The organism is Rhizobium sp. 2YAF20, assembly GCF_052114685.1.
Taxonomy (GTDB): domain Bacteria; phylum Pseudomonadota; class Alphaproteobacteria; order Rhizobiales; family Rhizobiaceae; genus Rhizobium.
Genome location: NZ_JBFRFF010000021.1, coordinates 86632 through 106191, shown reverse-complemented (window position 1 = coordinate 106191; position 19560 = coordinate 86632). Strand labels below are relative to the sequence as shown.

Annotated in this window: 18 protein-coding genes and 4 pseudogenes; 10 read left to right on the top strand and 12 right to left on the bottom strand. The window is 58.3% G+C overall.

Annotated features, from left to right (window positions below; genetic code table 11):
- The 3 genes from AB4Z52_RS22140 to AB4Z52_RS22130 form a co-directional block, all read right to left on the bottom strand.
- The coding region (locus AB4Z52_RS22140) for an IS1096 element passenger TnpR family protein (RefSeq protein WP_442220041.1) at positions 1-234 on the bottom strand (234 nt) is incomplete at its 3' end.
- Positions 235-255: 21 nt separating this feature from the next.
- Positions 256-618, bottom strand: a complete 363-nt coding sequence (locus tag AB4Z52_RS22135) for a VOC family protein (RefSeq protein ID WP_442220040.1) — start codon at positions 616-618, stop codon at positions 256-258.
- A 15-nt stretch (positions 619-633) separates the two neighbouring features.
- A complete protein-coding gene (locus tag AB4Z52_RS22130; RefSeq protein ID WP_442220039.1) occupies positions 634-1134 on the bottom strand; it encodes a hypothetical protein in 501 nt (166 codons plus the stop codon).
- Positions 1135-1215: 81 nt separating this feature from the next.
- Between AB4Z52_RS22130 and AB4Z52_RS22125 the strand changes: the two genes are divergently transcribed.
- From AB4Z52_RS22125 to AB4Z52_RS22110, 4 genes are all read left to right on the top strand, one after another.
- A complete protein-coding gene (locus AB4Z52_RS22125; protein ID WP_442220038.1) occupies positions 1216-2037 on the top strand; it encodes a helix-turn-helix domain-containing protein in 822 nt (273 codons plus the stop codon).
- A gap of 474 nt (positions 2038-2511) precedes the next feature.
- Positions 2512-3945 (top strand): GH39 family glycosyl hydrolase, encoded by a 1434-nt coding sequence (locus AB4Z52_RS22120; RefSeq protein ID WP_442220037.1) that lies wholly within the window; start codon positions 2512-2514, stop codon positions 3943-3945.
- A 51-nt stretch (positions 3946-3996) separates the two neighbouring features.
- Positions 3997-4248 carry a hypothetical protein gene (locus AB4Z52_RS22115; RefSeq protein ID WP_442220036.1) on the top strand — a complete coding sequence of 84 codons (252 nt, stop codon included), beginning with the start codon at positions 3997-3999 and terminating at the stop codon, positions 4246-4248.
- Between the two features lie 115 nt (positions 4249-4363).
- Positions 4364-6166: a glycoside hydrolase family 15 protein gene (locus AB4Z52_RS22110; RefSeq protein ID WP_442220035.1), complete on the top strand. Its 1803-nt coding sequence runs from the start codon at positions 4364-4366 to the stop codon at positions 6164-6166.
- Here AB4Z52_RS22110 and AB4Z52_RS22105 read toward each other — a convergent pair.
- Positions 6090-6452, bottom strand: coding sequence for a DUF4396 domain-containing protein (locus AB4Z52_RS22105; RefSeq protein ID WP_442220034.1), 363 nt, complete (start codon positions 6450-6452; stop codon positions 6090-6092). The genes AB4Z52_RS22110 and AB4Z52_RS22105 overlap by 77 nt on opposite strands.
- On the opposite strand from AB4Z52_RS22105, the gene AB4Z52_RS22100 reads away from it, so the two are divergent.
- The 5 genes and pseudogenes from AB4Z52_RS22100 to cyoD all read left to right on the top strand — a co-directional run bounded on the left by AB4Z52_RS22100 (position 6414) and on the right by cyoD (position 10714).
- The gene (locus tag AB4Z52_RS22100) at positions 6414-6620 is read left to right on the top strand and encodes a hypothetical protein (RefSeq protein ID WP_442220051.1); all 207 of its coding nucleotides are present in this window, start codon (positions 6414-6416) and stop codon (positions 6618-6620) included. The genes AB4Z52_RS22105 and AB4Z52_RS22100 overlap by 39 nt on opposite strands.
- Positions 6621-6925: 305 nt before the next feature.
- Positions 6926-7756, top strand: a complete 831-nt coding sequence (gene cyoA, locus AB4Z52_RS22095; protein WP_442220033.1) for a ubiquinol oxidase subunit II — start codon at positions 6926-6928, stop codon at positions 7754-7756.
- Positions 7756-9711, top strand: a pseudogene (gene cyoB / locus AB4Z52_RS22090) (cytochrome o ubiquinol oxidase subunit I). The gene cyoA and the pseudogene cyoB overlap by 1 nt, the downstream one beginning before the upstream one ends.
- Entirely contained in the window at positions 9708-10328 is a 621-nt protein-coding gene (locus AB4Z52_RS22085) for a cytochrome c oxidase subunit 3 (protein ID WP_442220032.1), read from the top strand. Before cyoB ends, AB4Z52_RS22085 begins: the two are co-directional and overlap by 4 nt.
- A complete protein-coding gene (cyoD, locus tag AB4Z52_RS22080; RefSeq protein ID WP_442220031.1) occupies positions 10328-10714 on the top strand; it encodes a cytochrome o ubiquinol oxidase subunit IV in 387 nt (128 codons plus the stop codon). Before AB4Z52_RS22085 ends, cyoD begins: the two co-directional genes overlap by 1 nt.
- Before the next feature lie 208 nt (positions 10715-10922).
- Here the strand turns inward: cyoD and AB4Z52_RS22075 are convergent, their stop codons facing one another.
- From AB4Z52_RS22075 to AB4Z52_RS22045, 7 genes and pseudogenes are all read right to left on the bottom strand, one after another.
- On the bottom strand, positions 10923-12482 hold the full coding sequence (locus tag AB4Z52_RS22075) for a GMC oxidoreductase (protein ID WP_442220030.1): 1560 nt from the start codon (positions 12480-12482) through the stop codon (positions 10923-10925).
- 22 nt (positions 12483-12504) lie between these two features.
- Entirely contained in the window at positions 12505-13362 is an 858-nt protein-coding gene (locus tag AB4Z52_RS22070; RefSeq protein WP_442220029.1) for an SDR family oxidoreductase, read from the bottom strand.
- Positions 13352-14308 (bottom strand): VOC family protein, encoded by a 957-nt coding sequence (locus tag AB4Z52_RS22065; RefSeq protein ID WP_442220028.1) that lies wholly within the window; start codon positions 14306-14308, stop codon positions 13352-13354. Before AB4Z52_RS22065 ends, AB4Z52_RS22070 begins: the two co-directional genes overlap by 11 nt.
- Positions 14299-15201: an SMP-30/gluconolactonase/LRE family protein gene (locus AB4Z52_RS22060; RefSeq protein ID WP_442220027.1), complete on the bottom strand. Its 903-nt coding sequence runs from the start codon at positions 15199-15201 to the stop codon at positions 14299-14301. Before AB4Z52_RS22060 ends, AB4Z52_RS22065 begins: the two co-directional genes overlap by 10 nt.
- Positions 15202-15206: 5 nt before the next feature.
- Positions 15207-15647: a cupin domain-containing protein gene (locus tag AB4Z52_RS22055; RefSeq protein ID WP_442220026.1), complete on the bottom strand. Its 441-nt coding sequence runs from the start codon at positions 15645-15647 to the stop codon at positions 15207-15209.
- Positions 15648-16112 carry a DoxX family protein gene (locus AB4Z52_RS22050; RefSeq protein WP_442220025.1) on the bottom strand — a complete coding sequence of 155 codons (465 nt, stop codon included), beginning with the start codon at positions 16110-16112 and terminating at the stop codon, positions 15648-15650.
- A gap of 169 nt (positions 16113-16281) precedes the next feature.
- Positions 16282-17234: pseudogene (locus AB4Z52_RS22045) on the bottom strand (IS5 family transposase).
- 122 nt (positions 17235-17356) lie between these two features.
- On the opposite strand from AB4Z52_RS22045, the pseudogene AB4Z52_RS22040 reads away from it, so the two are divergent.
- Positions 17357-18452: pseudogene (locus tag AB4Z52_RS22040) on the top strand (IS1595 family transposase).
- 605 nt (positions 18453-19057) lie between these two features.
- On the opposite strand, the pseudogene AB4Z52_RS22035 reads toward AB4Z52_RS22040, so the two are convergent.
- Positions 19058-19240 (bottom strand): annotated as a pseudogene (locus AB4Z52_RS22035) (IS5/IS1182 family transposase); the annotation flags it as partial.
- Positions 19241-19560: the final 320 nt, after the last annotated feature.

Below are 19560 nucleotides of genomic sequence, written 5' to 3'. Positions count from 1 at the left end.
GTACCGCACCGTGTGCATGACGAACTGGTAGAGGTGTATGCCTTCCCATCCCATCGCGACCTGAATGACGCCATGAAACTCGCGTAGCGTCATCGTCGAGAAAACCTGAACCCTACGCCACAGCATCGGGCTCACGTCCTTCAGCCAGATGCGGAATTGCAGGATGAAAATCTCATCCTCCGAGGCTGCCGCCTCTCCGGCGGTTTTCGTCGCTGCCCGTTTTGCCCTTTTCACATCCGCCAGTCCCGTCAAAATTCAACGACGACATACGTCGTTCCAGCCCGCCCCACAAATCCTCATGCTCCCCCAGTCTGGCGCATAGGCCGTACGCAGGCCAGGCGCACCATTATCGCGTCCGCCCTCGCGCATTCCCGCCGCATGAAAAGTTTCCACGCTCTCGCGGGTGGGCGCGGTAAGGCAGAGGTGCAAGTTGGACTTGTCATCCTCCGGCACGGGGCGTTCCGTCTCGCCAATCCAGAAGGCGACGGCCTCGCGCCCGTAACCGAGCGAGGTGGCATCCTCGCTAAGGCAGGTGTAGCCTAAGGGCGCGAACACGGCGTCATAAAAACGTTTGGTGCGCCCGATATCGCGAACGCCGATGGAAATGTGATCGAACATGGAATTCTCCCGAGTTTAGTGTGTCAGACGGCGGCCCAGCATCTCGGTTTGCAAAACCCACGTCGCTTCGCCGTCGAACGAGCGCTCGCCGAGCCATCGGAAGGAATCGTTCGTAATATCGGTAAAGCTCCATCGCATCGCGGCTCCGCTGTCGGCCTTGCCCAATTGAACAATATCCGATCCCCGCGCGCGGCCGATCTGGCGTGTATAGTTTTGCCGTAAAGGATCGCTCCAGATAATGTGCCAGGCATCGATACCGGGGTCGTAGATGCGCAAAGTGGTTCCATAAAAGAAGCCGGGCAGAATCCAGACATCCTGAATCGCGCGCCCTTCCAGCGCCCAGCCGAAGCGGATTTTGCCGCGGCCTTTATGTATTTCGCCATTTTCGGCGTGAATGGCGGCGTCCATCTCCCAGTTGCCGATGAGCCAGCCATAAAGGTCCATTTTGTCGGCGCGATCGGGCGCGGGGCCGTCTGACAATAGAAAATCGGCGAGAGAGGCAGAGGGTTGGTTCATGGTATTGCTCCATTGCGAATGCTTGCTTTCTAACTCCCGGACCCTTGCCGCCGCTTGGGAAAAATTGCTAAAATATCGGGCATGACGACGAGTTCTCAATTGCTGGCGTCCGGTCAAGGCTGGACGGTGAGTGACATTATCTGCACGGCCGGTCCGGGCGACCGCCCCTTCGAGGAGCGGCATGGCTCCGTCTGCATTGCGGCGGTCACGCGGGGCAATTTCCGCTATCGCGCGGCACAAGGAACGGCGACGCTGGCGCCGGGCGCGCTGCTCCTTGGCAATGAGGGGACGTGCTTCGAATGCGGGCACCAGCATGGTTTCGGCGACCGCTGCCTCTCCTTCCATTTTGCGCCTGATTATTTCGAAAACATTCTCGCGGCAGTCCCCGGCACGCGTCGGCTTGCCTTCACCCTGCCCCGATTGCCGCCCTCAACGACACTGCTCTCCCTCATCGCAGCGGTGGAAACGGCGCGGGACAATCTGGAATTTGAAGAGCTCGCCTTGCGCCTCGCGGCCATGGTTGCGACAAAGCTTGCGCCTGTCGGAAAGACCGCCATGCCGAGCCGGCGCGATGAGCGCCGTATTGCCGAAACGCTCCGGCATATTGAAGCCGGGGCGGATGAGCTGATTGCATTGGCGGATCTGGCGCGCGGTGCCGCGATGAGTCCGTACCATTTTCTGCGCACGTTTCGGGCAGTTGTCGGCATAACGCCGCATCAATTCATTCTGGCGGAGCGTCTCCGGCGAGCCGCAGTGAGGCTCCGCCGGTCGGACGAATCCGTTTCCACCATCGCCTATGATGCCGGGTTCAATGATTTATCAACCTTCAATCGGCGTTTTCGCTCGATCATGGGCGCAAGTCCAACCATTTATCGCTGGTCGAGACCTTCGCGAAAACCTTGAAACCGGAAATATTTTGTCTGATTGCTCGGGTAGCGGGCGTCCACATCAGAGTTCCAGATTGGCGTCGACAATCGTCTGGAATCATAAGACTTCCCGCCACTCAACCTCAATTTGAGCAAGAGTCAAAAACAGCTCCCGATCTTTCGGGATGAACTCTAAGCTGTTGATTATCGCGCGAATTTGACCCACTTTTTCATCTCGGACGGATCCGCCCACGCTGCAAGAAAATGTTTTCGATCAACACCATAAATGCAATTAGTTGGTACAACGCGAAATGAAAAAGTGGCGCAAATCTAGCTGAAACTCAACACTCCTGGCGTTGAAAATCCGGTCGAAACTAGACCTGTGGGACCATCGCGGACATGCGGCTTGAAGGTCCCACTGTTTCAATTTGACGTGATGATGAAACAAACCGAGCCTGGATCGGGTTTCCATGAGCGGACCTGCCGCAACTCTCTCCCGATCGGAATTTTAATGCCCATTGCCTTTTCATGCGATCTCCACGCTTCCGGCGCGGAGTTTGCGCATTTTTGGGAACACACTGTTGGTAGCGGTCATGCGACCCTGGCACTTCGTGCGGACTGGCAACAACAACTGAGTCTTGCGCACGCGGAGTTGGGTTTCCGACATGTCCGCTTCCATGGTATCCTCGACGACGACATGGGGACAATGATCGATCAGAACGACCAGCCGCTTTACTCATTTTTCAACACAGACCAGATTTTCGATTTCCTAGTGTCCATCGGCATGCGGCCATTTGTGGAACTAAGCTTCATGCCGTCGATGCTGGCCTCTACGGACCAGACAATCTTTCGATACCGAGCCAATGTCAGCCCGCCGAAAGACTATGAGCTGTGGGCGACTTTGATCAAAAAGATCGTTGGACATTGGGTCGACAGGTACGGAATTGCGGAAGTTCGAGAGTGGTTCTTTGAGGTCTGGAACGAGCCAAACCTAAACGCGTTCGGCGATGCCAAACAGGATGAGTATTTCAAACTCTATTCGAAAACAGCAGCAGCGATAAAATCCGTCGACCGTGACCTCAAGGTCGGCGGCCCTGCAACTGCAGCAAATGCCTGGATAGAGGACACGATCCAGTTTTCAATCGAAAACGGCCAGCCGCTCGACTTCATCAGTACTCACCATTATCCGACAGATTCTTTCGGCAAGCCCGGCGACGACACCGTCACTCAGCTTGCGATGAGCACAAGAAGTGCGTTACGGGACGAAGCGCAAACGGCGCGCAAGCAGGCCGGCGACCGGCCCCTTTACTACACGGAGTGGTGCACTTCTTCCAATCCTCGCGATCACATGCATGACGAACCCTATGCTGCAGCCTTCATCGCCAAGACGGTCATGGAGGCTCGTGGCCTGGTCCAGGGTTACAGTTATTGGACCTTCTCTGATATTTTCGAGGAGAATTACTTCCCGTCGATACCGTTCCACGGCGGGTTCGGCCTAATGAATATCCACGGCATTCCGAAGCCGGCATATCGGGCGTTCGAATTGTTGCATGCTCTTGGCAACGAAATCCTCGAGGTTGTTGGCGAACACGATACTGTCGACATTTGGGTCACACGCGCGAGTTCTTCGATCACCGTCTTGATCTCGAATTTTGCTCTGCCTCAGCATCCTATAGGCGACGAAGAAGTTCATCTGACGATGAGGGGTCCAAATCTTGCGAAGGACGCTAGCGTTAGAGTCATTGACGCAACTCGCTGCAATCCGAGGGCACACTGGGAGGAGCTGGGATCACCCGAGTATCTGAGCGGGGAGATCGTCGAGAGGCTCAAACAGACGTCTCGGCTTCGCGAGGAGTCCCTAAAGGTGTCAAATGCCTCGGGCACGATCGATTTGGCCATTGTCGTCAAGCCATACAGTGTCACAGCGATCAACATTGTCTTTTAGATCATCGTTGGAATTCGGCTTGAGGCTTTCGAGCAGGAGGTTGAGTGTGATGTGCTTTTTCCGAAAATCTATGTTCCGGCGATCGATCTGGACGAACTGTTCGACGATCTCTTTACACCGATCGCGCGCGATAGCGCGGCCTTCGTCGAGGTCGGCCTGAGGCTGCAGAAGGTCTTTGCCATCTTGGCCAGACTCCTCCAACCCAGCTATCGCGACAGTGCCTTCCGCCACTCGCAAGAGGCGCTGGCACGCGCCGAGCTCGAAGCCGTCAAGCCGACGCTCAGGATCGCGGAACGTGCATAAACGGAAGGCCGGCAACGAAGAAGTGCAACCCCGGATTAACCACGGGCGCCCAATAATCTCTCACCGCATAGCCGGGGCCGACAGCGACGAGAAACATACAGGCGAAAGAAAAATCATGCGCATCGAAGATTATGCCGTCATTGGCAATTGCGAGACGATGGCACTTGTTGGCAAGAATGGTTCGATCGACTGGCTGGGACTGCCGCGTTTCGACAGTGCCGCCTGCTTCGCGGCCCTGCTGGGCGATGGTCAAAACGGCCGATGGGTGCTCGCTCCGGACAATGAAAAATACAGCGTCACCCGCCGCTACCGCGGCGACACCCTGGTCCTGGAAACGGTTTTCGAGACGGAAACAGGCGTTGCCTGCGTCATAGATCTGATGACGACGAGAGACAGTGTATCGGACCTGACGCGCATCGTCCGTGGCCTCCTCGGCAGGGTTGCCATGCGGACAGAGGTTGTCGTCCGATTCGAATATGGAAGTGTCGTTCCTTGGGTCTCGAAGAGCGACGACGGACGGACCCAGTTCATCGCCGGCCCCAACAGGATCATGTTCGACGCGCCGATGCCGATGGAAGGCGAGGACATGACCACTGTCGCCTCGTTCGACGTCGCGACCGGCGCAGAGTTTTGCTTCACGATGAGCTGGACACCCTCTTTCAAACCGATCCCCAGCAAACTGCCCGGCCTGCAGGCGCTCCAACAGGCAGAAGCCTTCTGGTCCGAATGGGCAAGCGCCTACAAGCCTTTGAAGGAGTGGACCGCCCCGGTTCTGCGGTCTCTGCTCACACTCAAGGGTCTCAGCAGTCTCGAGACCGGCGGCATCGTCGCAGCGGCGACCACGAGCCTACCGGAGAAAATCGGTGGCCCGCGAAACTGGGACTACCGCTTCTGCTGGCTGCGGGATGCGACTTTCACGCTCTATGCATTGATCGGCGCAGGTTTTCTCGACGAGGCCGAGCAATGGCGGGACTGGCTGCTGCGGGCCGTGGCCGGCGATCCGGATGATCTGCAGATCATGTATGGCATCGGCGGCGAGCGACGCCTTGCCGAGTATGAGGCACCGTGGTTGGCCGGCTATGAGGGCTCGCAGCCGGTTCATATCGGCAATGCCGCCGCAGGCCAGATACAGCTCGACGTCTATGGCGAGGTGCTGGACGCGATCTACGTTGCCAAAAAAGCCGGGATGCCAGAGCGCGACGCGACATGGCCCGTGGCCCGCTCGCTCGTCCAACACCTGGCGACCATATGGAGCGAACCTGACGACGGCATTTGGGAGGTCCGCGGTGGCCGCCGGCAGTTCGTCCACTCCAAGGTGATGGCATGGGTCGCGATCGACCGCGCTGTCAGGATGATGGAAGAATTTGGCATGGAAGGGCCGCTTGCGGAATGGCGAACGTTGCGCGACGAGATCCATGCGCAGGTCTGCGAACAGGGGTTTAGCGAAAAAAAGCAATCCTTCGTGCAGTCCTATGGCTCCGAAATCCTCGACGCCAGTCTTCTCCTCATCCCGATGGTGGGATTTCTTCCGCCAGACGATCCGCGCGTGATCAAGACGCTGGCAGCAGTCGAACAGGACCTTGTCCATGACGGCCTCGTCATGCGCTACGATACCGGGGCTGGTTCCGACGGTCTGCCGCCGGGTGAAGGGGCATTTCTCGCCTGCAGTTTCTGGCTGGTCGACAATTACGTTCTGCAACGTCGATATGACGAAGCAAGGACGCTGTTTGAGACGCTGCTATCGCTTGCCAATGATGTCGGACTGCTGTCAGAGGAATACGACATGCCGAATAATCGGCAGCTAGGTAATTTCCCGCAGGCCTTTTCGCACCTTGCGCTGATCAACAGCGCCTACAATCTGGTCCACTACAACGGCCCGGTTCACCAGCGCTCCAATCGGGTCGCCGCAGAACCCTGAACAAATACTTCCAGAACGGCAGCGCCGTCGATGGAAGCGACCTACATCTGCTCCTTGATACCACACGGATCAGCCACCAGTTATCGGGATAGGCCATCGCAAAGCCGCAAATCATCGCGATCTGCATTATTAGCCAGAACTCCAGGCTCATAGGGACGAGTTCAGCGTTCAGCAGATCGCGAAATATCCAGAAGTGCGACGATGCCCATCGGGCTAGACACGCGCACAGCCATCCGCGGCAATCCAGATGGCAGCCGCCACACCGGCCGAGTTTGATCGCGGCCACTATCGCCTGCCATACATGCGCCGTTGGCAGTCCTTTTTGAAGAACCCGGCTGTTTTGGTCGCGCCACTGTTCATCCGGCTCTCAGAGGCGATGTTTAACCCGCCGGAGCACTCGTCGCGGCTGGGCTTACCGGCTCACCGGGATGAACTTTTAGAGAGAACCATATAGCCAGGCCACAAGCAATGACGAGGGCGACGGCGATGAAGGCGGCCATACGTTTGTAGGGTTTAGGTTGTCCCGTAGCCATGAGGTGCCCCGTCTATGAATGCGATGGCTTTGTCGCGGTCTTCGTATCTCGAACTTACCGGAATCGGTTAAGGCCAGTAGTCCTGAACAACTTAGATATGGACTGATGGTTCCTGCCAATTACCGTCTTGTTTAAACCAAGGAGACCTTGAAACTGGCGTCCTCCGGCATAGTTCGAAGAGGCGGTATGTGAACACTCGCGGTCCGCGGGTCAGGAGCGATTTAGCGTGTGGAACAATGGAATCCTTGCGCCGCAAGGCCCGGTCGCGGCGGCAGAAGCAAAGATTCTCTTTGATGCGACCGTGATCATGCTGGCTGTGATTATTCCCGTGATCCTTGCCACCATCGGCTTTGCCTGGTGGTTCCGCGATAGCAACACGAAAGCGCGCTATCTCGCGAATTGGACTTACTCTGGCCATATCGAGTTGGTGGTTTGGTCGGTGCCAGCCTTGGTCGTGATGTCCCTCGGCGGCATCACCTGGATCGGCACACACGATCTCGATCCTTACAAGCCGTTGCAGTCGAGCGAAAAACCCCTGAACGTCCAGGTCGTCTCCCTCGACTGGAAATGGCTCTTCGTCTATCCGGACGAGGGAATCGCCACAACGAGCACGCTCGTTGTTCCAGCCAGTCGGCCCATCCATTTCTCAATCACCTCCGCCACGGTGATGAACAGCTTTTTCATTCCCCAGCTTGGCAGCCAGATCTACGCGATGACGGGCATGGTGACGCAACTGAACCTCAAGGCCGATCAGCCTGGGGACTATCGGGGGCTGTCGGCCCAGTTCAGCGGTTCGGGCTTCTCCGACATGGTATTTGTCGTCAAATCGATGCGGGCCGCTGAATTCCAGAACTGGGTGGACAATACGAGAAAAAACAACAGCGTGCTCGACCAGACCGCTTATGGCAGTCTGTCCAAACCCGGCACGGCCCCCGCTGGCCAGACATTCGGAAAAATTCAACAGGGCCTTTTCGATTCCATTGTCCGGCTGACTAGCGGCCGGAACCAGGCGAAAAATGACGGCGCTCCGCAACCTGGCACCATGGAGATGCAGTGATGCTGGGCAAGCTCGATTGGAACGCTATCCCGCTCGGCCAGCCTATCCCGCTGATTGCCGGGGCAGGGATCCTGGTCGCAACGGCCGCGCTGCTTGGACTGATCACGTGGAAGCAGTGGTGGCCCTATCTCTGGCAGGAATGGATCACCAGCGTCGACCACAAGCGGATCGGCGTCATGTATGTGATGCTCTCCTTCGTGATGCTGCTGCGCGGATTTGTCGATGCGATGATGATGAGGACGCAGTTGGCGCTCGCAGCGAACGGCTCGCAGGGGTATCTTCTTCCGGAACACTACAACCAGATCTTTTCCGCGCATGGGACGATCATGATCTTCTTCGTCGGCATGACGTTCATGATCGGCCTGATGAATTTCGTCGTGCCCCTGCAGCTCGGTGTCCGGGACGTCGCCTTTCCGACGCTCAATTCGGTCAGCTTCTGGCTGACGGCGGCCGGCGTGCTGCTGATCAACATGTCGCTGGTCATCGGCGAGTTTGCCAAGACCGGGTGGCTCGTCTATCCGCCGCTGTCCGAAGTCACCTATTCGCCGGGCGTCGGCGTCGACTATTACCTCTGGGCGCTGCAGATATCGGGTGCCGGCACGCTGCTTTCCGGCATCAATCTCACGGCAACGATCCTGAAGTTGCGCGCGCCGGGCATGGGCTACATGCGCATGCCCATCTTCTGCTGGACGGCGCTGGCATCCAACCTGCTCATCATCGCAGCCTTCCCGATCCTGACGGGCACGTTTGCGATGCTGTTGCTGGACCGGTACCTCGGCTTCCACTTCTTCACAAATGAGCTCGGCGGCAACGCCATGATGTATGTCGACCTCATCTGGGCCTGGGGACACCCCGAAGTCTATATCCTCATTCTGCCGGCTTTCGGCGTGTTCTCGGAGGTGATCTCGACGTTCGCCAGAAAATCGATCTTCGGCTACCGATCGATGGTGGCGGCGACGATGGCAATCTGCGTTCTGTCCTTCCTCGTGTGGCTGCATCATTTCTTCACGATGGGGGCCGGCGCCGATGTCAACGGCTTTTTCGGCATCATGACGATGATCATTGCCGTGCCGACGGGCGTCAAAATCTTCAACTGGATGTTCACGCTTTATGGTGGCAGCATCCGCTTCAGTGTCCCGCTCTACTGGGCATTGGGGTTCATGGTTACCTTCACGATTGGCGGCAGGAGCGGCGTGCTGCTGGCCATCCCGCCCGCCGATTTCGTCCTTCACAACAGCCTGTTTCTCGTTGCCCATTTTCACAATGTCATTATCGGTGGCGTTCTGTTCGGAGCCTTTGCCGGCTATAATTTCTGGTTTCCGAAGGCTTTCGGATTCACGCTGAACGAGCGGCTGGGCAAGGCCGCATTCTGATGCTGGTTCGTCGGTTTCTATCTTGCCTTCATGCCGCTGTACCTGCTCGGACTAATGGGCGCGACGCGGCGAATGCAGCATTATGACGACCCAACCTGGCAGCCGCTGATGATCATCGCTCTTGCCGGGGCAATCCTGATATTGATCGGCATCGTGCTGATGGCCGTTCAGCTCTTCGTCAGCATCCGTGACCGCAACGACAATCGTGATACGACCGGGGATCCCTGGAACGGCCGATCGCTTGAATGGTCCACAACGTCTCCGCCCCCGCCCTGGAACTTCGCGACGTTGCCAGAGGTCGACGGCATCGATGCCTTCTGGAAAATGAAGCAGCAAGAGCACGTCGCTGGGAGGCAAGCCAAACCGTTGGAAGCGATCGAAATCCCGAAGAACAGCATGATCGGGATCACGATATCGTTCTTCGCCGTCATCATGGACTTTGCGCTGATCTGGCACATCTGGTGGATGGCGGTGATCGGCATCCTCGGCATCCTGGGTGCGTCGCTGGTTTTCGCATGGCGGACGTCGAACGAAATCGAAGTTTTGGTCGACGAACTCGCAGCCGAAGGGGCCCAGGCATGACCGAGACCACTGCTGCCGAACACGATCAGGACACCGTCGCGCTCTCCGAGCGCGGCCCTGCATCGAAAGACCTTGTTGTCCGCTTCGGTTTCTGGCTGTTCCTCCTGAGCGACATCGTCATCTTTGCCGCCCTGTTTGCCGCCTATTCGGTTCTCTCACAATCGACGGCAGGCGGCCCGTCCGGCGCGGCGCTGTTCAGCCGAACCCACACCTTCATTGAAACGACCTGCCTGCTGCTTTCCAGTTTCACCTGCGGATTGATGACCGTCGGCGTCGAGATCAGGAGCCGCATGATGATCTATCTGTCGGGGATGGGCACATTTGTACTTGGAACCGCGTTCGTTGTCCTCGAAGTCATGGAGTTCATGGATATCGTCGCCAAAGGTGCGGGTCGCACGCACAGTGCGTTCCTGTCGGCATTCTTCACCCTCGTCTCGACCCACGGACTTCATGTCACGGCAGGTCTGTTGTGGCTCGTCGTCATGATGGCGCAGGTGGCGACACTCGGCCTGCGGCCGATGGTCATCAGGCGGCTGTTCTGCTTCAGTCTCTTCTGGCACGCGCTCGATATCGTCTGGGTGGGCGTCTTCATAATCGTGTATCTGGGAGCCAGATGATGGTCGACCATAGCGACAGCCGAAACCAGGCAAGGGCAAAAGCGCCCGGTGAGCACAAGACGGGAACCGGCGCGATCAAGAATTACGTGGCGGGCCTTTTTCTGGCGTTCCTGCTGACAATTGCCTCATTCTGGGCGGCCGAGACCGATCTTGTCTATGCTCCGGCCGTGCCGTTGCTGCTGGCAGTGCTGGCGATTGCCCAGATGGGGGTGCATCTGGTTTTCTTTCTGCATATCTCGTCCGGTCCCGACGACACGAATAATGTTCTCGCTCTCGCCTTTGGCGTCTTTGTCGTCGGCCTGGTGGTGCTCGGTTCCATGCTCATCATGCACAATCTCAATGTGAACATGATGCCGCCCGACGAACTTATGAAAATGCCGCCGTGACCCGCACTCCTTTCCTTTCGGTATCTCGACGTCGCTGTTTGGCGCCGGAAAATGCGGCCGATCTCAATTAAGGTATCGAAGTGCTGATGCTGGGGCTCGTGACGGCGACGTGCGGGCTGGCCTAACGTAGCAATTCGGACGCCCCTTCCGGTCGAGGCCTCCGCTGCGAGGTGATCATCCGTCATGAAGTTTGCTCCATGCCGCTCTCCTATAACCGTTCGCGGATACTGTTGGCGACCCGAAGCGAATTGGCGATGATCGTCAGCGTCGGATTGACAGCGCCGATCGACGGGAAAAAACTCGCATCGACCACATAAAGATTGTCGATTTCATGCGCCCTGCAGTCGAGGTTGAGAACGGACGTTGCAGGGTCCTTTCCGAACCGTGCGGTGCCCGCCTGGTGGGCCGTTCCGCCAATCGGAATGTTCTTGCCGAGATACAGGCTTCGCTCCATCAGCACCGGATGCGCGCCGGCTTTGCCGAGCATGTCCTCCAGCTTCTTCTTCAGCCGATGGTGCGCCTCCATGTTGCCTTCCTCGACGTCGAGCACGACGCGATCGCCATCGTAGAAAATCCGGTTTTCCGGCTGCGGCAGGTCTTCGCTGGACAACCAGAAATCCATCGAATGGCGGGCCATTTCCTCGAATGGCATTTTTGGCATCCATTCGAGCCAGCTCGGAAGGGCTTCCCCGCGGATCTGCGCACCATGCGACGTGGCGCACATCTGGATCAGGCCGAGTGGAAACTCCCAGTCGGGGGCCCCGAAATAATAGTCGCTGACGGCGAGGGTCTTCTGGAAGACTGTGTCATTGCGCTGGCGCATCAGCGCCATCAGGATCGCCTGATTGTGGCGCATGTAGTTACGGCCGACCTGGTCCGACCCGTTCGCAAGCCCTCGCGGATGCCGTTCGTTGGCCGACCGCAGCAGAAGCAGGGCCGACGATAGTGCGCCACACGACGAGACGACGACGTCGGCGGAATATCGCTCTTCCTGTCCTTCGCGTGTTACGACAACATCGGTGATCGTCCGTCCGGTTGGGTCCGTCTCCAGTCTGGAAACATAGGCGCCCGTCAGCAAGGTCAGGTTGGGATATGCCTTGAGGGCCGGGTCGACGCACATCACCTGTGCGTCTGCCTTGCCATTCAGCAGGCAGGGAAACCCGTCGAACGCATCGCAGCGGATGCAGATGCTGGTCGGCGTGACCTTGCCGTTCTTCTCGTCCAGCAGGATTCCCAGCGGAAGATGAAAGGGATGCAGGCCATCCCTCGTCAGGCTTTCGCTGAGGGCGGCGACCTGTGGTTCGTGGGAAGCAGGTGGATATGGGAATGGCTCGCTGGAGGGTGGCTCGGTCGGGTCTTCGCCACGCTCACCATGGACGTGAAACAGCCGCTCCGCCTCGCTGTAATAGGGCTCGAATGCGTCATAGCCGATTGGCCACGCCGGCGAGATCCCGTCCTTGTGGATGATCTCGCCGAAATCCTGCTCGCGCAGCCGAAGTAGCGCTGCACCATAGACCTTGGAGTTGCCGCCGACATAATAATGAAGACCCGGATGGAATTCGCGACCTTCACGACCATACCAGGTTTCCGGTGATTGATAGGCGCCGTCGACGAAGACGGTTTGCGGATCCCAGTTCGCCGGAGAGCGCGGCAGATAATCGCCGCGCTCGAGCAACAATATGCGCTTGCCGGTCGCAGCAAGTTTTTGGGCCAGCGTTGCCCCGCCAGGGCCGCTGCCGATGATGATCACGTCGTAGTGGTCGGACATTGTCTGCTCCGTCTGGTGTGGGTCATCCGCCCGTTGCGAAACCTGGATATAGCGTCATGCCGCCATCGACAAACAGGGTCGTGCCGACGACGTAGTCGGAATGGTCCGACGCGAGCCAGACTGCGGCGCGGGCGATGTCTTCGGGCTCGCCGATGCGGCCATAGGGCACCAGCGTCATCAACTGATCGTAGGCTTCCTTCGTCTGCCATGCCGAGGTGTTGATCGGCGTCCTGACCGCGCCGGGCGCGATGGCATTGACGCGGATCCGATGCGGCGCGACCTCCTGGGCCAGGCTTTCCATCATCATCCTGATGCCGCCCTTGGAGGTCGCGTAGTTGGCATGGCCGGCCCAGGGAATTTCCTGGTGGACGGAGCTCATGCAAATGATCTTGCCTGCCGCGCTCGAGGTCGCCGGCACGATACCACGTCGCAGGAACTCGCGAACGGCTTCGCGGGCGCACAAAAACTGGCCCGTGAGGTTGACGCTGAGCACCTTGTTCCACTTGTCGAGGGTCATCTCCTGAAACGGCGCATCCCTTTGCAGGCCAGCATTGCTGACGAGGATGTCGATCGTTCCGAACTGATCGAACATCTTGCCGAACATTGCGGCGACTTCGGCTTCGGAGGAGACATCGGCCTTGTGGGCATAGGCCTTTACACCGAACGTCAGTATCTCTGCGACGACAGCATTCGCGGCATCGTCTCCGTCAACATAGTTGACGACGACATCTGCGCCAGCTTGACCAAGCGCGATGGCCACGCCTTTGCCTATGCCCGAGTTTGCACCCGTGACCAACGCCTTCTGCCCGGCGAGGACCTTATGGAGTGCAACAGGCGGCGCGGTCGTCATAGCTGGAGTCTGGTCGGTTTCAGTTGTCATAGGATGTTTGCTCCGGTTTATCTATCTTTGAAGAAAGGTCGGACATCTTGGTCTCGGCGGCGAAATTGCCGGCAAGATCTGCAGACTGCGAGACAAGGATTCGGTGACCGTCGGGATCGACAAAGCATTGGGACGCCCCTATCGCGCCGAAGCCGAGAGAAAGACGGGTCGCCGCTACGTCGTTGCCTGCAATCCTGATCGGACTGCGAGGGGTCGCGCGCTGATAACAGAGCAGTTCCAGGTGAGGCGTTTCGGGACCCAAAGCCAGGGACGTAACCTGAACCCTTACATCCGGAGCGCATCCATCAAGGGCTGCCTGCTCATTCCCCCGGTTCAGCATGCCGCCCAAAACACGAAATCCGAGCGACCGATAGAATGCGATACTCGTTTCGCTGCTGGAGACACTGATCGCCGAGTGATCGATGCCGAGGAAGAGATCCGCGGCCGGCATTGCTTTCCAGTGTTCTGGCATGGTCTCCGGTGGAAACTCGAGAAGTTCGAGCGGGTGTCCGTCAGGATCCCGAAATTTGAAGGCGCGGACGCCTCCGGATGAGGACGGCAGCTTTACGGGGCCGGCAATCGAGATCGGCTGCCAACCAGCGGCAGCACACAGTTGTCGATAGGCTCGGTCTATGTCGGTCACTACGATGGCAAAATGCTGAAAGAACAGATTCGCCGATGATCGGTCCTCGGGATAGGGCCGCCCCGGAACGTCAAACTGCAGCAGCTCAAGCAACGTTTCCCTGAGCCGCAGCTGGAAAACGGTTGCGCCACAGGCGACACTCGTAACGCGTTCGAAGTTTCCCCCCTCGTGTCTTGCGACCGACAGGATCTCGAAGCCGAAAGCCTGCCGATAGAAATCCGCCAGCCTCCGGGCATCCTGCGTCAACAGTGCGAAGGATCGCAGTCCGATCAGGCTCTCACCCCGTTCAGCATTCACGGCCATGCCACTCCCCGGCGATTGAGGAATATCGCATAGAGGGTGTGCGACCCGCCGATGAACAGCCGGTTCTTCAATCGCCCGCCAAAGGTGAGGTTCGACACACGATGGGGAACCAGCACCTTGCCCAGCAACTCGCCTTCGGGCGAGATACAGTGGACGCCATCGGCAGCGCTCGACCAGACATTGCCGTCTTCATCGACGCAAAGACCATCCGCATAGCCCGGCTCGATCTTGTGAAACAGATCGCCTCCGGACAACGTGCCTTCAGGGCTGACGTCGAACACACGAACATATTGCTTCGGGTGGTCGAGGGTCTGGTCGCCAGTTTCGGCCACATAAAGGCGCTGCTCGTCGGGAGAAAAGGCCAGGCCGTTCGGCCCATCGAAGTCGCTCGCAACACACATGATCGACCCAGAATTGGGATCAAGGGTATAGACTGCGGCCGGCTGCTCGGAGGCTTGGCGTCCGCCCTCGTAATCGTTCTGGATGCCGTAGAGCGGGTCGGTGAACCAGATGCTGCCGTCTGATTTCACAGTGACATCGTTCGGGGCGTTGAGGCGCTTGCCGGCATGCCGATCAACAAGGCGCGTGACGGTGCCATCCAGTTCGGTGCGAAACAGGCAGCGCTCCCGATGCGAACAGGCGATGAGGCGACCCTGGCGATCTCGGGCCTGGCCGTTGCCATATCCGGATGGCGAACGAAACATCGACACGCCGTTGCCTTCTATCCACCGCATGGTTCGGTCGCGCGGCAGGTCCTGAAACAACAGACAGTCGGCGTCCCCGAACCAAACCAGTCCTTCGATCCATCGGAAACCGCCGGCCAATTCCTCAAGTCCGGTATTGGCCAGCAAATAGTGCGCGAAGCGCGGTTGGATGACGTCAAACCCTTCCATCGCTTTCAGACGCCCTTGCAGGGTGGCGGTGCCGGGATATCGTCGTACTGGACGACCATCAGAACGGCCGGCACGTCGCCGATCGTTCCGGAGCGATGCCCGCGCCTGCCATCGACTTCGCGACAGTTCTGGTCGCCACCGAATGAGAATTCGCCCGGCCCCATCTCGACGCGGCTGCCGTCCATCGCCTCAACGAACCAGCGGCCTGTCAAAGGAACGATCCATTGCGGCTTCGGATTTTCATGCCACGTGCCGACCCAGCCCACGGGTTGAACTGTGATCATCGTCGTCATCTGGCCGCTGGCTTTCTTTCCGATCCACTGCGGGTCTGCGGGCGGCTTCATCGACTGGAGGTCGAATTCAGTTATCGAACAGAGATCTTGCCGGCTGATGCCGTCGTCTCCGGTCCAAAGATGCCAATACGGCACGATAGGCTTTTGGGACATCTAACGTTCTCCGATCGTATAAGGGTGGGACGAGGCCAACGGATGGGACAGGAACTGCTGCACGCCCGCAGCGTTTGGCCCGAACGCCAGCGTCAGGAAGCCACCGGCCAAGGCAAAATTCTTCAGGAAGTCCCAGAACATTTCGCGACCGCGGCTCTCTCCCTTGAGCCGGAAATCCGCAGTCTTCCAGAACTGCTTCCACATGATCGCGGTGATGGCGCAGTATACCGCAAGGATCAGCGCCGCCATCCTGTCCCACTCTCCCATCAAAACGGCGGCGGACATCAAGATCTCAACGCCCAGACCTGCAAAGATGAGCAAGCGTGCGACCGTCCCGCTGCGCACGGCACCCTTGGCCTGCTCAACCGCACTTTCAAAATTGAGGATCTTATCCAACGCACTAAAAGGCAGAAAAAGCCCAACCAACATGCACCGCGTGGCGAAGACGACCAGAATGTTCAGCACGTCAAAGACCTATTCCGCCAACCCAGCATGCCGGGTTCGTTAATCTGTGTCAGAGGAACGCGGCGAGACGCTATTGGTTACGATGTGATGGCAGGCTTCAGTAAATCGTGATCGAGCGCATTGGTGCGTGGATCATCATTTGTGCGGAATTCGCCCTTTGATAGGCCGCTTATTTCATTGCAGTGGTCGATGCCTCGCAACGAATGGATTTCGGGCGTCCGAAGGCGAGCATTCGGTTCAGTATGGTGACCCCGATCGCAGCTTCTGTCTGCTGCGCATAGAATGAACGGGCATGCAACCGCGGCCCAATTACGCCCTTGTATCGACCCATCGCGGTTTCAACCAAAGCTCGTTTGCCATAGCCGGTGGATGTCTGCCATTTCAACCGGCCATCTATCTGCATGGAGACTATGTGGTCGTCTCTCTGGCAGGATGCTTGGGCGTTGGGCCGTTCAACTCGTTCGAGCGCGGCGGGATGACTACCTTTGCGCCTGGGCCGTGACCCAGCACGGCGTCATAGCTTGGCTCGCCATCATAAGCTCCATCGGCAGTGAACTGGCCGATCTCGCCGTCGATCTGGTCCAGCAACGGCTCAAGCTGCGAGGCGTCGCCGGCCTCCTGATCTGTCAGACTATGTGCAATGATCTCGCCACTGTCGGCATCAACAGCCAGGTGCAGTTTTCGCCAGCCACGCCGGGACTTCGCTCCGTGCTTTTCTTCCAGCCATTGGCCAGCGCCATAGATCTTCAGCCCGGTACTGTCGACCAGAACGTGAATGGGGCCATCTACCACATGCTGCCGGTCGCGGCTTCTGGTCGATGGCTTCCAGGTTCTGGCCCTCCGGCTCAGTGTCGTGTGATCGGGCACAGGCAAATCCAATCCCATCATGTCAAGCACCGAACTCAAAAGCCCTTCGCTCTGGCGCAAACGCAATCCGAATACCATGCCCTGTATCAGCGTAGTTTCGATCGCCAGATCCGAACAGAGAGGTTGACCACCGCGCGTCTTGCGACGTGGGGCGGCCCAGCCCGCCAGAGCTTCCGGTGTTATCCAAAGGGTTAAACTGCCACGGCCGCGAAGGCCCGCCTCATACTCCGCCCAGTTCGTCACTTTGAACTTCATTTTAGGGGTCGGAACAAGAGCAGTCCGAAATCGTACGCGGCCTTTATCAACCAAAGACAGCAAATCTGTTGTGAAGCCGTGCTTTCCATGCGATTTTTCGGTCAGTCCCGAAGGAGGTAATTATGTCTGAAATGATGCTGGCAACGCTTTCCAATATTCGGACAGTTGAAGACATGGTCGCCGCGTTCCGGGACGAGGAGCATTGCCGTCGTTTGCTGGAAAGCATGGTATGGCCGAATGGCAGGTGCTGCCCCGCCTGTGGTTACAAACGCTCGATCGCGATAGCTGGCCGCGATACTGGCAAGCGCCGTGCGCGGCCGGGTCTCTATCGATGCTCCAGCGGTGATTGCCGTTTCCAGTTCACGGTGACAACGCATACGCCCTTGCACGCCACGAAACTTCCCTTGAGCGTGTGGCTCAAGGCGATGTGGCTGTTGCTGCAGTCGGACAAAGGCTTGTCATCGGTCCGTCTCGCCGAGATACTCGGGGTAAGCCAACCCACGGCCTGGCGGATCGGTCATGCTCTGCGTCTCATGGTGGCGCGCGAGAACATGCTCGACGGCACGGTAGAGATTGACCATTTCTATCTCGGTGGCAGGCCACGAAAGTATCCCGATGCTCCATCGCTCGGAAGGGGGCGCAAAGCGCAAGCAAAAACGCAGAAGACGCCGGTCGTGGCGATTGTTCAGCGACCAGCAGATGTCACCCCCGGTTCCGCTGCGGGCGATGCTCGCGCCGCTGTCGTTACCGGCCTTTCATTGCGTGCTGCCGTAGGTGCGATTGCGCCACAAGTCGAGCTTCAGGCACATTTGATGAGTGACGAGGCAAAGGCATTCATGGCTATTGGCGAGAGCTTTGCCGCACACGAGACGGTCAACCACTCCAGCCCCGAATATGTCCGTGATACCGTCCACGTTAATTCAGTTGAAGGGTTCAACGCTCGGGTCCGCCGAACCATCGCAGGTCTTTCATCACATCAGCCCGCAACTCGCCGATTTGTATTTCCATGAAATAGGCTTCCGCTGGTCACAACGTGTCGTAACCGGCCAGGCTATGCGAAAAAGCCGAAATGGCAGGGAAAGTATGAAAACCCTTTGGTCGCGGGTGCCTCCCGCGCTGCAGTTGTTGCAAGTGTTCCGCGCTGCCACCGGTCGCCAGATGCGCAGAAGTCCGGACGGCGGCATCACCATCAAATCGGCCGTAGCTGTCTTTGGTTGATAAAGGCCGCGTACGATTTCGGACTGCTCTTGTTCTGACCCCATGAACGCGACTTGTCGGTTGGCGGCTGACGACACATGAGGCGGCACCCGCCGGGACCCAACGCGATGTCCCCGAACGGGTGCGGAATTCGATCGGAAACCCTTCCTCTTCTCAGCCGTCTCGACCTCCATGCCGAACTTATCGGCGATGAAGGCACCAGCCAACATCGCCCCCAAATGCCCTAGAGGAGATTCAGATTATCACTAAAACACTTCCGTCTACGTCGATCTTGAACGCCCCCGGGATCGTTTCAGTCCACGATCTCTACTTCTGATCGCCTGGTTCCGCCGAAACCGCGCTGGCCTGCCGTTTGGTCGTGCCAGATGGTCATTCGAGCGGCGATATTCTGGAGGTGCATTTCGGCATCCGTCACCTCTCGCTTCAGCCGGAACGGAACGTCCACGTCCCCTGAGGTGCCGCAGGTTATAACGTGCTCGCTCCGCGCCCAGATGACACGGGAGACTCTGGAAATGCGATAGTCGCGAAATGGCAGCAATTAGATCGGCGAAAATATTGTCCTGCCGCATACCTCGAACAAGTCTGCCACGAATTGATCGGGTTCCCGAATATCTGGGTAGACGACCGGATCGAGATCTCTGGCATGCGCGGCAGCGATGAAGTGGATCCAGCCACAGTGTTAGACTGCCGCGACGGCGAAGGCCTGCTTCATACTCCCGCCAGTTCGTCACCTTGAACTTCATCTTGCTGATGCGATGACGGCGGGCGGCGTTATGCTTGTGCGGCATGGTGTGCGGATCAATCACGCTGGTTGCGATCGCAGACCCATAGGCGGAAATCGTTGAAATTCGATCCCTGCACCAATGCTATCTACACCCATCATTCACGGAATTCAACGACCGCAAAGGCCACATTCTTTCGAGTCCCTACGGTTGCAAAAGCACCGCGGCGATCCCAAGCGGTGCCGTCGTAGTTGGGAAAAAGCCGAGCGCTCGCAACGCTGTATCGATGCAGTGCGCGGGAACGTTTGGGCCGGACGAGCGTTAAGATCGATCCGCCGTCGCCCGGGGCGGACCCCTCTGGGGAAGGCCAGGTGTCAGCCGTGTCC

What these genes read in the sequence shown, in the direction of transcription:
- AB4Z52_RS22135 (WP_442220040.1), bottom strand. Translation starts at nt 618, where the DNA reads ATGTTCGATCACATTTCCATCGGCGTTCGCGATATCGGGCGCACCAAA.
- AB4Z52_RS22130 (WP_442220039.1), bottom strand. Translation starts at nt 1,134, where the DNA reads ATGAACCAACCCTCTGCCTCTCTCGCCGATTTTCTATTGTCAGACGGC.
- AB4Z52_RS22125 (WP_442220038.1), top strand. Translation starts at nt 1,216, where the DNA reads ATGACGACGAGTTCTCAATTGCTGGCGTCCGGTCAAGGCTGGACGGTG.
- AB4Z52_RS22120 (WP_442220037.1), top strand. Translation starts at nt 2,512, where the DNA reads ATGCCCATTGCCTTTTCATGCGATCTCCACGCTTCCGGCGCGGAGTTT.
- AB4Z52_RS22110 (WP_442220035.1), top strand. Translation starts at nt 4,364, where the DNA reads ATGCGCATCGAAGATTATGCCGTCATTGGCAATTGCGAGACGATGGCA.
- AB4Z52_RS22100 (WP_442220051.1), top strand. Translation starts at nt 6,414, where the DNA reads ATGGCAGCCGCCACACCGGCCGAGTTTGATCGCGGCCACTATCGCCTG.
- AB4Z52_RS22085 (WP_442220032.1), top strand. Translation starts at nt 9,708, where the DNA reads ATGACCGAGACCACTGCTGCCGAACACGATCAGGACACCGTCGCGCTC.
- cyoD (WP_442220031.1), top strand. Translation starts at nt 10,328, where the DNA reads ATGGTCGACCATAGCGACAGCCGAAACCAGGCAAGGGCAAAAGCGCCC.
- AB4Z52_RS22075 (WP_442220030.1), bottom strand. Translation starts at nt 12,482, where the DNA reads ATGTCCGACCACTACGACGTGATCATCATCGGCAGCGGCCCTGGCGGG.
- AB4Z52_RS22070 (WP_442220029.1), bottom strand. Translation starts at nt 13,362, where the DNA reads ATGACAACTGAAACCGACCAGACTCCAGCTATGACGACCGCGCCGCCT.
- AB4Z52_RS22065 (WP_442220028.1), bottom strand. Translation starts at nt 14,308, where the DNA reads ATGGCCGTGAATGCTGAACGGGGTGAGAGCCTGATCGGACTGCGATCC.
- AB4Z52_RS22060 (WP_442220027.1), bottom strand. Translation starts at nt 15,201, where the DNA reads ATGGAAGGGTTTGACGTCATCCAACCGCGCTTCGCGCACTATTTGCTG.
- AB4Z52_RS22055 (WP_442220026.1), bottom strand. Translation starts at nt 15,647, where the DNA reads ATGTCCCAAAAGCCTATCGTGCCGTATTGGCATCTTTGGACCGGAGAC.